Raw genomic sequence first — 14061 nt, 5'->3', positions numbered from 1 at the left:
ACATGGAGAGACCAGCGGATTCAGAAGGGATTTTACACAAAATCGGGGATCGCCAAGAGCTTTTAGCCTTGCTCAATGAGTTTATTTTGCAAAGCTACAAGGTAGAAAAAGAGTTTAAGGACTACAAAGCCCTTTATGAATGGGTGATTGAGATTCTCCCCCAAGCCATTTGGGTGCTCAATGAGAACAAGAGTTTCTTTTATAAGAATAGCAAAGCCCTAGAGAATCAGAGCATTTTTGAAAAGGCGCGCGCGCAAGGCTTTAATAGCGAGATCGAGCATGAGGGCAAGAACTATTTATTTCAGCACAACAAGATTCAGGGCAAGGAGATCATCACCGCTACAGACATCACCAAGCAAAAGCGTCAAGAACGCCTAGTCTCTATGGGCAAGATCTCCGCCCACCTAGCCCATGAGATTCGCAACCCCGTAGGCTCTATCTCACTTCTCACCTCTGTGTTGCTCAAAAAGGTAGATGAGAAGACCAAGCCCATCGTTTTTGAATTGCAAAAGGCGTTGTGGCGCGTGGAGCGCATCATCAAGGCGACTTTGCTCTTTTCTAAAGGGGTGCATGCCAATAAGATCGTACAAAGTCTCTCTTTGCTAGAAGATGAGATCAAGGACGCGCTCAACCAATACACCTACACCAAGGACATCACACTGAAAACAGACATCGCGCCCATTAGCGCGCGCTACGATCTAAGCTTGCTCAGTATCGCCCTGCAAAACTTCTTGTATAACGCCATTGATGCGATTGAAGAGGGGCATTTAGAAGAGGGGCAAATTGAGGTCAATATCTTTGAAGAAGGGGAGTGGGTGGTCTGCCACATTAAGGACGATGGGAAGGAAATTATTGATAAAGAAGTGCTCTTTGAGCCCTTTGAAACCACCAAATTAAAGGGCAATGGGCTAGGTTTGGCGCTCTCTTTGCAGGTGGTAGAGGCGCACGGGGGGCAAATCACGCTACTAGACACCCCAGATAAAACCTTTGAAATCCGCATTCTAAGGGATTTAGAAGAAACAACGTGATGCGTTGGAGTTTTTCTAACTTGCCTAAGATTTCTGAGGAACGATCGTGTATTGCTTGAGGTTGGCTTTGGTGCGCCTTTAATTGTTTTTATTGCCTTTCACGCCAGAATACCGATCTTTTTCCATGTGTCAAAATTAGCTAGAGCACATCCAAGCGTTTTTGGTAGATATGGAGACTGAAACCACGCTTGATTACACTAACAAATGCGCGGCAACAACTCCCCCTCAGGCATTTCTAAATACCGCTTAGAACCCCATGGGTTGCGCAGGTGCACGCAGGGGGTGCGCGCCTGAATCACCTCCCCGATGAGGGCCGGGTTTGCCCCCCCTTCTTTTAAGAGATCGCACACCTCTAAAGCGTCCTTATTCTCTACACTGAGCACGCACACCCCCTCATTAGCCAAGACATAGGGTTCAAGCCCTAGAATCTCACACACCCCCCTCACCCCCTCTAGCATGGGGATTTTGTCTTCTTCAATTTCAATCCCCACGCCAGAAGCTAAAGCCCATTCATGCAGCAGGGCAGCCAACCCCCCGCGCGTGGCATCTCGCATGGCATAAATTTGATAAGGGCTGTTTAAAACCCCCTCTAACACGCTAAAGAGTTGTTTACAATCGCTTTTTAGCGGGGTGTGTAATTGGATTTCATGGCGCAAAGAAAAGAGCAGCGCGCCATGCGCGCCAATATAATCGCTCACAACAATACTCTGCCCTATCTTGAGATTTTTCGCGCTCAAATGCGGGTAAATCACACGCCCTAGCGCGGTGGTGTTGATAAAAAGCTTGTCCACACAGCCCTTAGGCACGACTTTGGTGTCTAAGGAAAGCAATTTGAGTCCGCCTAATTTTAACTCCGTCTGCACAGAGGCTAAGATTTGCTTTAAAAGCGCGATCTCTAAGCCCTCTTCTAAAATAAAACCCATGCTCAAAAACTCCGGGCGCGCCCCGCGCATACACACATCATTCGCGCTCCCGCACACGCTCAATTTGCCAATATCCCCCCCGGGGAAGATGAGCGGATCGACCACAAAGCTATCGGTACTCAGCGCGCACAAGCCCCCTTCAAAAATCCCAGCGTCCTCGCCCTCTGCACATAAAAACTCTTGTAAATAGGGCTTGAACACGCCATCAATGAGCGTTAAACTCTCCTTGCCCCCATTGCCACAACTCAGACTGACATGCCGCATGCTTGCCTCCTTTGGTTTTTCAAATACTCCACCTGCCCAAAGGCGATCGCCCCATCTCCAAAGGGCAGCATTTGGGGGAAAAAGACCCTATCGCCTAAAAGCCTGCTGATCCCCTCACAAAGCAAAGAGTTCACAAACACCCCACCCCCCACCAGCAAGGGCGCGCGCTGGCGCGTGTGTAGCTCTAAAGCCAAATGGGCTAGGGCGTTGTGAAATTTGCGCGCGCTTAAAGCCTCTTGCCCCTTTAAAAGATCGGCTTGTAATTCTGTGAGCAGGGCGCGGTAACTGATATGCTCTTGATCTAACTCTAGGGCATAGCGCGCAGAGGTGTTAATAGAGCGCGCCAAACTCTCTAATTGCGCCGCGCTTTGGGCTTCATAGCTATTAAGCCCCCCCACCCCACAAAAACACGCGATCGCATCAAAGAGTCGCCCTAGCGAAGTGGTGGCGTGGGTTTGCAGATGGCAATCGAGCATGCGATCTAAAATATCCCTATTTTCTATCTGGAGGCGATCTAGCAAGCCTTGCAGATGGTGTGCGCGCGCCAGGGCGTAGGCGCAATAAGAACTATCTCTAAGGGCTTTAGGGGTGGTTAAAATCTCAAAGGGTTCTAGGCTATAGAGGCGTTTAACCTCCCAAAAGCCTTGATAACACGCCTCAAAAACCTCCGCGCCCCATAATTGCCCTTGCAAACCTAGCCCAAAGCCATCGGCGATCCAACCTAGCACTCTTTGCCCGGGCTCTAAGGGGTGCGCGCGCGCGTATTCGCCCAAAAGGGCGTAAAAATGCGCCTCATGGTGTTGGACTTGGCTTAAAGAAATGCCCCATTCTTGCGCTTTTTCTTGCCCTAGCTTAGAAGAAACATAGCCCGGGTGTAAATCTATGCCGACATGCTCGGGTGTGCCTCTTAGGTGGTGGTAGAAGTTTAGGGTATCTTGGTAATGCTCTACACTCTGCACACTCTCCAGGCTACCCATCTCAGGGCTCACTAGGCTAAAATATTGGCTAAAACATAAAGAGGCTTTGCTTTGCGCCCCAAAGCCACAGAGTAGTTCTGAATTTGAGCTAGGCACACTTAAAGGGGCTAGAGCGCGCCCCAAGCGCACCACCCCCACACGCCCCCCGCTCACACGCACCACGCTATCCTCTATGGGGTGGACAATGGCGCGATCGTGATCTAAAATGCCCTCCACTTCAAGCGCGCGTACCTGTTCTAGGGTGTGAAAAATGCCCACGCCCTTGTAATTAGCGCTGGTAAAAATCAAGGGGCGATCTAGGGCTTGTAAAATCAGATGGTGCAAGGGGGTGTAGGGCAGGCATAACCCTAAAGTGTCTAAATGAGGGGCAATGAGGGGGTTTAGGGGGGCTTTGGCGCGGGCGATGAGAATGGGCGCGCTACTCTCTTGGAGGGTCTGCTCCTCTAGGGGGTTGAGGTAAACTAGATCGCGCGCCATTGCCAAATGCGCCACCATCACACTCAAGGGTTTAAAGGGGCGAGTCTTGATTTCTCTAATGCGCTTGGTGGTTTGCGTGTTGTACGCATCCCCCATGAGCGCAAAGCCTCCGATCCCCTTGATCGCCACCACGCCCCCTTTTTGCAAAACCTCAATACAGGCTTGCAAAGGCGCGCTTGTGTTGACTCCCTCTTGGGTGTGAAAACTCAAAGCGATCGCACATTGGGGGCAGGAGAGCCCTTGGGCAAAAAAACGCCGACTTTGCGGGTCGTGGTAATCGCGTGCGCATGCGTTGCACATCTCAAAGGCGCGCATGCTCGTGTTGTCGCGATCAAAGGGCAAATCATAGAGCATGCTAAAGCGCGGACCGCATTGCGCGCAAGTGGTGAAGGCATAGCCATAAAAACGGCTAGTAGGGTCATGCAAATCTTGCAAGCAAGCCATGCAAGTGGCTTTGTCTAAGGGGAGGGGGTCTGGCGTGTGCGGAGCACTCAAACTAGGCTGGATAGAAAAATCTAGGGCGTTTATTGCTATGTCTTGGGTGTGTATCTCTAAAATCTGGGCTTGGGGGGGGAGTTTAGCATGCAACTTGCTTAAAAATGCGGATTCTAGGGATTTTTCTAACACAATCTCCACCGCTCCGCCCACATTGCGCACAAAACCATGCGCGCCCAATGCCGTGGCGATTTGATAGACAAGGGGTCTAAAGCCCACCCCCTGCACCTGTCCATAGACTAGAATTTGACGCATTAATAAAGTTGCATGGTCGCGCAGTGCAAACTCCCGTGTTGGCGGATCAAAAAGGAGCAATCCACACCCACCACTTCAATTTGGGTGTGTTTTTGTAGGGTTTTAAGAATTTGGGCATCTAAAGGGTCGTTATAGGTGGGTACAAAGAGCACGCGTTGCCCCCTGCTGTTGGCAAATAAGAAGTTGGCGTAAGTGGCGGGCAGGCGTTGGTCTTGGTAAAACTTGGGGCTAGGGAGGGGCAGGGGGATGAGTTTGTAGGGTTTGTTCTCTAAAGTTCTAAAACTCTGTAGGGTTTCTTGCATCTCTTGTAGGGACTGGTAGTTAGGATCGCTTGAATTCTCACAGCTCACATAGGCGATGGTCTCTGGGTCTAAAAAGCGCGCTAGCGTGTCAATATGTCCATCGGTATCATCCCCAGCTAGGGGAGGCGTGTCTATCCATAAAATCCTAGAGAGACTGAGTTCTTGCTTGAGTCGGGCGATGGATTTTTCTGGATCGAGGTTGCGGTTGGGGTTGAGCAGAGAATAGCGATTCGCTAAAAGCGTGCCCGCCCCATCTCCTTCAATGCTCCCCCCTTCTAAGATCACATCTACAAAACGCAAGGGATGTTGCAATAGCCCCTTTTGAGCGAGTTTCATGCTAATAGCATTGTCTAATTTACTCTCATACTTGTTGCCCCATGCGTTGAAGACAAAGTTGAGGTAGAAATGCACCCCGGCGGTTTCTACGCACAAAGGTCCAAAATCGCGCGCCCAAGTGTCGTTGGTGTCTAATAACACCACTTCCACATTGTTCAAGCGACTTAATTTATCCAACCCCCCGCTATCGCTGGTGTGCACACAGACTAAAACGCGCTGGTAGCCCGCTAAGGTATTGATGATCTGCGTAAAACACTCTCGCGCCTCGTGCAAATACGCACCCCAATCGCTAGAGGCATGCGGGAACGCCATTAAAATTGCGCTCTGTTCTTCCCATTCTGCTTTAAATCGTGCCATTTTCACCCTTGTAGTATAATGGGGTACATTATACTACAAGGGTCGCGATGATCTTAAGCATTGAAAGCAGTTGTGATGATAGCTCGCTCGCGCTCACGCGCTTAGAAGATTCTAAATTGCTCTGGCATGCCAAAATCTCCCAAGAGCAGGAACACAGCGCGCATGGGGGGGTAGTGCCTGAGTTGGCTTCGCGCCTGCACGCGCACAATCTACCTCTACTGCTCCAAAGAGCTAAAGAGTTTTTAGGGGGTAAAACCCCCTTTGCCCCCCTCAAAGCCATCGCGATCACCACGCGCCCCGGATTGGCAATCACACTTCTAGAGGGTTTGATGATGGCTAAAACTTTGGCTCTGAGTCTAAAGCTACCCCTCATTAGTGTGGATCACCTCAAGGGGCATCTTTATTCTCTCTTTATCAACCAGCTCCATGCGCGCTTCCCCTTGAGCGTGCTATTGGTTTCTGGAGGGCATACTCTAATTATAGAAGCGGATAGTCCCACAGACATGCGCATTATCGCCAAAAGCTTAGATGATAGCTTGGGAGAGAGTTTTGACAAGGTGGCTAGAATGCTAGGCTTGGGCTATCCGGGGGGGCCTGAAGTAGAAAAATGCGCAAATCTGTGCCCTGCAGGGGAGCAGTACCCCCTCCCCCTCCCCCTTAAACAAAAAAGCGCGTTGGCTTTTAGTTTTTCAGGGCTAAAAAACGCCGTGCGCTTGGCGGTGGCTAAAACCCAACCCTTGAGTCAAGAATTGCAGGCACAAATTTGTGCGGGGTTTCAAACAACTGCCTGCGCGCATTTATTGCACAAAGTGCGGGCGTATTTAGAACATGCCCGGGTGAGGTGCTTTGGCTTGGTGGGGGGTGTGAGCGCGAATGCTTACATCCGCACGCAATTAGAAATCTTGTGTGCGCAATTTGGGGTGGAGCTCTTGTGCGCCCCCCTAGAGTTTTGCACGGACAACGCGGCGATGATCGGGCGTGCGGGGGTAGAAAGCTATCACAATGAGGAATTTGTAGATTTACGCACCTTGGATATTAGCCCACATACGGAGATTCTAGAGAGTGTGGGCTAGCGCTTTTTGTCGTTTTTTCATGTTAGAATGTTGGACTCTAAATATCCAATACATAGATGGAGAATCCCATGTTGAAGAGCTTGCAAGCGCGTGCGCTAGTTTACCTAATTGTTTTGCTTGGGTTGCTGGCATTTTTGATCTTTACGATCGTCAAGCGCGACTACACTCATCTTACAGAAATGCAGGGAAAAGCTGCTGCTAAGAGTTTGAATGCTTCTATCATCAATACGATTGTGCAGGCAATCACTGTGGGCACGACAGAGGCTATTTATAAAGCTATTGATGATAGCAATAAGCTCCCGGGAGTGCAAATGAAGTTTTACCCGGGTCAAGGGGATATTAAACTCTTTGGCTTGCATGACACCTTTACCCAAGACCCCGAAATTTTGCGCTATTTCAGCGATCCGAGCACACCTCAAGAGGTGAAAGTGTGCGGGGAAGGCAAGGAAAGACATGTGCGGGTTTTACAGCCCCTCGTGGGAGACAAGAGTTGCATAGCTTGCCATACCAATAATAAGGCCGGGGACATGATCGGAGTGATGCAAATCAAGCTTTCTTTAGAAGAACCCCAACGCAATGCGGATGCCTTCAGCACCAAAACTTTACTTTGGATGATGGGTATTTCTTTGGGTATTATCTTGTTGATTTTCTTTGTAGTGCAAAAAGATGTGATCAATCCTCTCAACAATCTTGAAACTACAGCCAAAAATCTAGCCTCATCTCAAGAGGCGGATTTGACCAAAAAACTAGAGATTAAATCCAAAGACGAGCTGGGGATTGCGTCTAGTTATATCAATCAGTTTATCACTAAAATTAGGGAAATCGTCAAGATTGGCAAGGGCATTGTAGAGGAGAACAATCAGGTAGGTGTTGCGCTCAAGGACTCCACGCTGACTTTAAACGAAGCTGCCGAACGCGAGCTCAAATCGGTAGAAAACTTGAAGAATATCAACCACGAAGTGAGCGAAAATTTAAACCTTGCGAAGGGAAATTTAGGCAGCACGATAGAAAACTTAGATCAAACTAGCGTGATTTTGGGGGCTTTCATTGATAAAATTCAAAACTCGGTAGATATGATTTTAGCGTCTGCACAAAACCAGCAAGAGATCGCCACGGAATCTAGCGAGTTGGTCAGCCATGCTAATGAGATCAAGGGCGTGCTCTCCATCATTGAGGAAATCGCCAACCAAACTAACTTATTGGCTTTGAATGCTGCTATAGAAGCCGCGCGCGCGGGCGAGCATGGGCGTGGGTTTGCCGTGGTTGCCGATGAAGTACGCAATCTAGCCAGCAAGACGCAAAAATCCTTGGGCGAAATCACCGCGATGGTGAACATGGTTACCCAAAGCATTGAAAACATGGGAGTGCGGATTCAGAATGTAGCAACCCAATCTCAGGAAGTTTCAGAACAAACCTCTTTGCTCATCACTGATGCCAAGAACGCCACAGATAATTTGAGCACCACCAAGCAAAAATCCCAAGAAACTCACAATCAAACCAATGTTGTGGTGGCAAAGATGGAGGAACTCAATCAGGTTATTACTGAGTTTCTCAATATCTTTACAGAAGTTAAGGCGGTGCGCAAACAGCTAGAAGAGCACAGCCTCAAACTGGTAACCAAGAATCAGGAATTAGAAAGTGAGTTTATGAAATTCAGAGTCTAGGGCTTGTTGGAGTTATTGGGGTATAATGCCTTTAAATTAAAAGGGGATCTTATGGAAGTGGATGTTGTAGTTGTGGGTGGCGGACACGCAGGTTTAGAAGCCGCCCTTGTGGGAGCTAAAATGGGTGCGCGGGTACACATGCTCACCCTTTTGGTGGACAATATGGCATTGGCAAGTTGCAACCCAGCCATTGGGGGGCTTGGCAAGGGGCATTTGGTTAAAGAGATTGACGCATTAGGGGGAGTGATGGGTGTACTAGCCGATCAGAGTGCCTTGCAATTGCGCACCTTGAATGCCTCTAAAGGACCAGCTGTACGGGGCACACGCGCTCAAATTGACATGGATGTCTATCGTGTTTTGGCTAGAAACTTAGCTCTACAAACCCCAAACTTAAGTGTCTCTCAGGAAATGGTAGAAACACTCTTATTAGAGAAGGGGATGGTTGTGGGCGTTAAAACCAACATAGGTAAGCTGTATCGCGCTAAAAAGGTTATTATCACCACAGGCACTTTTTTACAGGGACTGGTGCATATCGGTACACATCAAAGTCAGAATGGGCGTTTTGGAGAGAGCGCTTCCGTCCAACTTTCTAATCAACTCAGCGCATTGGGTTTGCAAGTAGGCAGATTAAAAACAGGCACCTGCCCTAGATTGGCGGGTATTAGCATTGACTTTAGAGATTTAGAAGCCCACTATGGTGACCCTAATCCACCCAAATTTAGTTATAAAACCCAGCAACACCATCTTGATCAACTTCCTTGTTTTATCACCTACACCAACCCCACCACGCACGCTATTATAGAAGCTAACTTGGACAAAGCCCCCATGTTCAGCGGGCAAATTGAGAGCGTGGGGCCGCGCTATTGCCCTAGCATTGAGGATAAGATTCATCGTTTCAAAGACAAGGAGCGCCACCAACTCTTTTTAGAGCCCCAAACCCGATCGGCTAGCGAGTATTATGTCAATGGCTTAAGCACCTCTTTACCCTTTGAAATTCAAGAGCAGGTGATTCACTCCATCAAGGGGCTAGAACACGCCCACATCACGCGCTATGGTTACGCCATTGAATACGACTTTGTGCAACCCACAGCATTGCACCACACCCTAGAAACCAAAAAAATCCCCAATCTCTACTTAGCCGGACAGATCAATGGCACAACCGGCTATGAAGAGGCCGCCGCACAAGGATTAATGGCTGGTATTAACGCCGCTTTGGCTCTAGGGGTTCGCACGCCTAGTTTTACAGAAAAAACTTTTATTCTCACGCGCAATCAAGCCTATATCGGGGTGATGATTGATGATTTAGTTTGTAAGGGCACCCAGGAACCCTATCGCATGTTCACCTCGCGCGCGGAGTACCGCCTCTTGCTCAGGGAAGACAACGCGCGCTTCAGGCTGGGGGCTTATGCGCATGCGCTAGGCTTGATGGATGATTGCGATCATGCCAAACTCCAAACCCAACAAACTCAGATTGCAGATGCGATGCATGCTCTCCAACACACCATTCTAACTCCTAATAAACAAACTTTAAAGAGGTTACATGCTCTAGATCAAGCCCCTATCAACGATAGATGTGATGGGGTGTTTTTAGCAGGTAGAGATGGGTTTGAAATCCAAGATTTACGCACCTTTTTTACATGCTTGCAAGACTTAGATACAGAAGCGCTCGAACAGGTTAAAATCGCATGCAAGTACCATAGCTATATTGAGAAACAAAGTGCCTCTATTGCTAAGATGGAGAGTTTATGGGACACTAAAATCCCTCAGGACTTCGCCTTTGAGCGCATTGCAGGTTTGGGATTAGAAGCCATTGAAAAGTTGAGTAAGCACCGCCCTAAGACCTTGTTAGAAGCTTCTTATATTAGTGGGATCACCCCAGCTAACTTAGAAGTCTTGCAACTTTATTTACACTTGCATGCAAAGGCAAAGGTGGTGTTTTCATGAGTGCGGTTGTCCAGCTTGCTCAGCAATTACTTTCCTACAAGACAATTACGCCCAAAGAGGAGGGGATTTTTGCTCATATCTGTGCGTTTTTAGGGGATTTTGAGATGGTGCGCGCTGATAAGAATGGGGTGAGCAATGTGTTATTTTATAAACGCTTTGGCGATCCAACTAAAACCCCTTTGCACTTTTGCTTTGCCGGACATATCGATGTCGTGCCTGTGAGTCAAGGTTGGCAATACGATCCCTTTGGAGGAGTTGTGCATGGGGACTTTCTCTATGGTAGGGGGGCGCAAGATATGAAAGGAGGGATTGCCGCTTTTGTGTGTGCATTGCGCGATGTGTGCGCGACTCTTAAAGAAGATGCACCCCCACTTATTCTTTCTATATTGCTCACTAGCGACGAGGAGGGAGAAGCTCAGTTTGGCACACAATATATCTTAGAAGTTTTGCGTGAACGAGCCCTTTTACCCACCTGTGCATTGGTGGCAGAGCCAACGAGCGCGAAAGAATTGGGTGATGGTGTAAAGATTGGAAGGCGAGGTTCTATTGGGGGTAAAATTGTCGTACAGGGTATTCCCGGGCATGTAGCCTACCCTAGAACTTGTCTAAATCCTATCGATCTCGTTGCTAGTAAGCTTAACTTTATTGCCGGCACACAACTTGACAGTGGGAACGCTTTTTTTGAGCCATCTAGACTTGTGATCACTGCGATTAAGAGTGATTCGGGCGCAAGCAATGTTACACCTAAATCTGTAGAAATCCTTTTTAATGTGCGCCACTCACCCGAAACCACTTTAGAGGATGTAAGAAATTTCTTAGATAGAGTTTTAGAAAAAATTCCTTGTAATATTACCTTACAGCAACATTCTTTACCCTTTTTAAGCCCTAAAGATTGTGCGCTGGTGCGCTATCTCCAAGAAGCGATCGCTAAAATTTTAGAACGCACACCTGTATTCAACACACATGGAGGCACAAGTGATGCGCGCTTTTTAGCCACAGCAGGAGTGGAAGTGGTGGAATTTGGATTGCCCAACGATCGTATCCATGCTACAGATGAGCGGGTACGCGTGGATGATTTAAACAATCTTTATAAGGTATTTGTAGAATTACTCTATCTGATTATCAAGGACGCGCATGCCAAACAAGCATCTAGTTTTTAGCTCGGATAAAATTGGAGAGGGGGAATTAGGGGCTAAGGTGGCGGTGGGTTTTCTAAAAAGTTTAACTCAAGTTTCTGCAGATCTATTGCCAAAGCAGGTAATTTTCCTGAATCGTGGGGTACTTTTGAGTACACAAAACACATTTATAGAAAACGCCCAAGCTTTACAAATTCTACGCGATCTAGAAAAGCTGGGAGTAGAGATCCTTTCCTGTCAAGCTTGCGTCGAACACTTCGAAGCCAAAGTAGCCGTAGGCAGGCTTACTAATGCACCGGAAGTGTTAGAAATCCTGCTTAGTAGCCATAACGCTATCTCGTTTTAGTTCTCTGTGCCACTTTTGGGATAGCAGAAGCGATACCCTCTACGGCGCACGGTTTCTACCGTGGAGATCCCTAGAGGCTTGTCCATCTTTTGGCGGATTTGGTTGATCGCCACTTCGATCACATTGGGAGTTACTAGCTCGGGTTCTTCCCAAATTGCATCCAATAATTGCTCCTTAGAGACAATTTGATCGCGGTGGCGGGCCAAGTGGGTGAGCACCTCAAAGGGCTTACCCTTGACTTCAATTTCCTTACCTTTGTAGATAATCTTCTCTTCATCGGGGTTAATCACCAAGTCCTCAATCTCAATAATGCTCGAACCCCAAAAACGCAAACGCGCCTCGATCCTAGCGGCCAATACGCCCAAATCGAAAGGTTTGACAATGAAGTCATCAACACCTTCCTTAAAAGCTTTAATTTCTTGTTCGCTAGAAGCGGTGTTTGTAAACATAATGCTTACGATAGAAGGGTGCTTGTACTTGGCGTACGGGATAAGATTTAACCCGCTCCCATCGCTGAGCTCCATACTTACGAGTATAAGATCGTAATTGCGGATACTGATATAGTATTCACCATCTTCTAAACTCTCCGCTGCATCAACTTGAAAACCTTTTTCGCTCAAGTAATTTCCAACTTGCTTGCTTAAGTGCGTATCATGTTCCACTAATAAAATGCGCATCACTATCCTTTTTTTAAAACTTAAACTTAAAATATTATAACATAGTTTTGTGAGATGAGATTCTGCTCTGCTTGTGTGTCTTCATTCTTTAGTGGGCATCTGTGATAACTCTCAGGCAGAGCTTGTCATCTATCATTCATAAAAATTCTTAAAGCTCAATGCATGCGTGTGTTTTATTCTACGATCCAAACAATTGCCTAGCAAGAATCAGAAGTTATCGGATTTAGCAGGATTTGTTGTCCAATTATGTAAAAATCTCTACCTATAAATCCTTTAATAATTACTATTTATAGCAATTTTTTTAAGTAAAATTATTAATATAAATTGATATATATAATATCAAGTTTAGGGTTTAATGCATAAATTTTAGCAATATTTTATAAAGAATGCTAATTTTTACGAATTTTATGCTATACTCCAAGCAATTTGAAGAAAGGAAGCATATGGGTTTTAAGACGGAGTGGCTCTTGGAAACTTTGATTAAAGCTTACTTAGAAAGTCGTACACCCATAGGTTCGGAGAGTTTGCGCATGATTATTCAAGAGGCTCATACATTTGGAATCTCTTCAGCAACTATCCGCAACCATTTTAAGCGTCTTACTCATGAGGGGGCATTATCTCAAAACCATAGTAGCAGTGGGCGTGTCCCCACAAATCAAGCGCTTAAAGATTATTGGCGTGCCAAGCTTAATCCCCATGAATGTTTAGAAGTGGATTTGCAACGCTTGCAGGAGGCAAGCATGCATTATGGAATTTTTAGTGTGGTTGAAACTTACCAAAAGGCTCACCTACAAAGCGTGCACAACTACGCTCATAGATGGCTCATTTTAGATTTTGGTGCCCTCCAAATCGCTTTGGATTACCATAGAAAACTGGAAGCGTTTACAGCCACACTAGTGGGACTAGAATGCCAAGCAATCCACCAAATTGCACTTTCTGTGTGCGCAATGCGCTTAGCGGCACAAATTGAAAGTTTTTATCAAAAGCGATTCTATTTTGGACTGGGATTTTTAGCACAACTTGGCGCATGTGGTCATGAAGCATTGCTATTAGATATTTTGGAGGGGCATATTTTTAGGTATCTGAAAGAGGGTTTGTATTTTGAAAGTCTTTTGCCTTTGGGTTTTTTAGGCGTGCTACAGCCCATCAAAACCCAAGGGGAGGAGACTAAAATGCTATGTGTAGGCAGTTTGGAGCAAAATTTTGAAAGCTTCTACCACGCCATCGCACAAGCATCTTGAGAAAGGATAATATGATAGAACAACCAGAAAAAACGCATGAACTCTTAGAAGAAGAGGGAAACACCCAAGAACTACAAGAGTCCAACACAGAGAGCAAACCTAGCATCGATTACCAAGCGAAATTTAAGGAGGCTCAGGATCTTTATTTGCGCACCCATGCGGATTTTGAGAATGCTAAAAAAAGATTGGAAAAAGATAAGGCAATGGCGTTAGAGTACGCCTACGAAAAGATCGCCCACGATCTTTTACCTGTTATTGACGCATTGCATGCCGCATTGGAGAGCGCTCAAAAAGAAGAAGAAACAAGCAAAGATCGCCCCATTTCTAAAGGCTTAGAACTCACTCTGCAAAAGATGCATGAAGTGCTTGCTAAACATGGTATTGAATGCGTGGAATGTGTTTCTGGCTTTGATCCAAATTTGCACAATGCGGTTATACATGTGGTTGCAGAGCATAAGGAAGAGGGAGAAATCGTAGAAGTGCTACAAAAGGGTTACAAGTATAAAGAGCGCTTATTACGCCCCGCAATGGTGAGCATTGCTAAGAACAATTAAACTTAACACAAA

At 46.8% G+C, this 14061-nt stretch carries 12 protein-coding genes; 8 read left to right on the top strand and 4 right to left on the bottom strand.

Going from position 1 to position 14061, the window contains the following annotated elements; translation table 11 throughout:
* Positions 1 to 2: 2 nt before the first annotated feature.
* Positions 3 to 1028, top strand: a complete 1026-nt coding sequence (locus C6G87_RS02520) for a sensor histidine kinase (protein WP_104751973.1) — start codon at positions 3 to 5, stop codon at positions 1026 to 1028.
* Between the two features lie 197 nt (positions 1029 to 1225).
* Here C6G87_RS02520 and hypE read toward each other — a convergent pair whose 3' ends face one another.
* Genes hypE through C6G87_RS02505 form a run of 3 tightly spaced genes read right to left on the bottom strand, consistent with a single transcriptional unit; the run spans position 1226 to position 5414 of the window.
* Positions 1226 to 2215, bottom strand: a complete 990-nt coding sequence (gene hypE, locus C6G87_RS02515; protein WP_104751972.1) for a hydrogenase expression/formation protein HypE — start codon at positions 2213 to 2215, stop codon at positions 1226 to 1228.
* Positions 2197 to 4419: a carbamoyltransferase HypF gene (hypF, locus tag C6G87_RS02510; protein WP_104751971.1), complete on the bottom strand. Its 2223-nt coding sequence runs from the start codon at positions 4417 to 4419 to the stop codon at positions 2197 to 2199. Before hypF ends, hypE begins: the two co-directional genes overlap by 19 nt.
* Positions 4419 to 5414 carry an agmatine deiminase family protein gene (locus C6G87_RS02505; RefSeq protein WP_104751970.1) on the bottom strand — a complete coding sequence of 332 codons (996 nt, stop codon included), beginning with the start codon at positions 5412 to 5414 and terminating at the stop codon, positions 4419 to 4421. The genes hypF and C6G87_RS02505 overlap by 1 nt, the downstream gene beginning before the upstream one ends.
* Positions 5415 to 5461: 47 nt before the next feature.
* On the opposite strand from C6G87_RS02505, the gene tsaD reads away from it, so the two are divergent.
* The 5 genes from tsaD to C6G87_RS02480 all read left to right on the top strand — a co-directional run bounded on the left by tsaD (position 5462) and on the right by C6G87_RS02480 (position 11577).
* Positions 5462 to 6487, top strand: coding sequence for a tRNA (adenosine(37)-N6)-threonylcarbamoyltransferase complex transferase subunit TsaD (gene tsaD, locus C6G87_RS02500; RefSeq protein ID WP_104751969.1), 1026 nt, complete (start codon positions 5462 to 5464; stop codon positions 6485 to 6487).
* A 68-nt stretch (positions 6488 to 6555) separates the two neighbouring features.
* Positions 6556 to 8151: a methyl-accepting chemotaxis protein gene (locus tag C6G87_RS02495; protein ID WP_104751968.1), complete on the top strand. Its 1596-nt coding sequence runs from the start codon at positions 6556 to 6558 to the stop codon at positions 8149 to 8151.
* A gap of 51 nt (positions 8152 to 8202) precedes the next feature.
* Positions 8203 to 10095, top strand: a complete 1893-nt coding sequence (gene mnmG / locus C6G87_RS02490) for a tRNA uridine-5-carboxymethylaminomethyl(34) synthesis enzyme MnmG (protein ID WP_104751967.1) — start codon at positions 8203 to 8205, stop codon at positions 10093 to 10095.
* Positions 10092 to 11255, top strand: coding sequence for a succinyl-diaminopimelate desuccinylase (gene dapE / locus C6G87_RS02485; protein ID WP_104751966.1), 1164 nt, complete (start codon positions 10092 to 10094; stop codon positions 11253 to 11255). Before mnmG ends, dapE begins: the two co-directional genes overlap by 4 nt.
* On the top strand, positions 11230 to 11577 hold the full coding sequence (locus C6G87_RS02480) for a hypothetical protein (protein WP_104751965.1): 348 nt from the start codon (positions 11230 to 11232) through the stop codon (positions 11575 to 11577). Before dapE ends, C6G87_RS02480 begins: the two co-directional genes overlap by 26 nt.
* On the opposite strand, the gene hsrA is transcribed toward C6G87_RS02480, so the two are convergent.
* Positions 11574 to 12254, bottom strand: coding sequence for a homeostatic response regulator transcription factor HsrA (gene hsrA, locus C6G87_RS02475; protein WP_104751964.1), 681 nt, complete (start codon positions 12252 to 12254; stop codon positions 11574 to 11576). The two genes, C6G87_RS02480 and hsrA, sit on opposite strands and share 4 nt — an antisense overlap.
* Before the next feature lie 443 nt (positions 12255 to 12697).
* Between hsrA and C6G87_RS02470 the strand changes: the two genes are divergently transcribed.
* Positions 12698 to 13495, top strand: coding sequence for an HrcA family transcriptional regulator (locus tag C6G87_RS02470; protein ID WP_104751963.1), 798 nt, complete (start codon positions 12698 to 12700; stop codon positions 13493 to 13495).
* A gap of 11 nt (positions 13496 to 13506) precedes the next feature.
* Entirely contained in the window at positions 13507 to 14049 is a 543-nt protein-coding gene (gene grpE, locus C6G87_RS02465) for a nucleotide exchange factor GrpE (RefSeq protein ID WP_104751962.1), read from the top strand.
* Positions 14050 to 14061 lie beyond the last annotated feature (12 nt).

The sequence above is a fragment of the Helicobacter baculiformis genome, from assembly GCF_900197685.1.
Classification (GTDB): Bacteria; Campylobacterota; Campylobacteria; order Campylobacterales; family Helicobacteraceae; genus Helicobacter; species Helicobacter baculiformis.
This window is presented reverse-complemented; position numbering and strand designations above follow the sequence as displayed.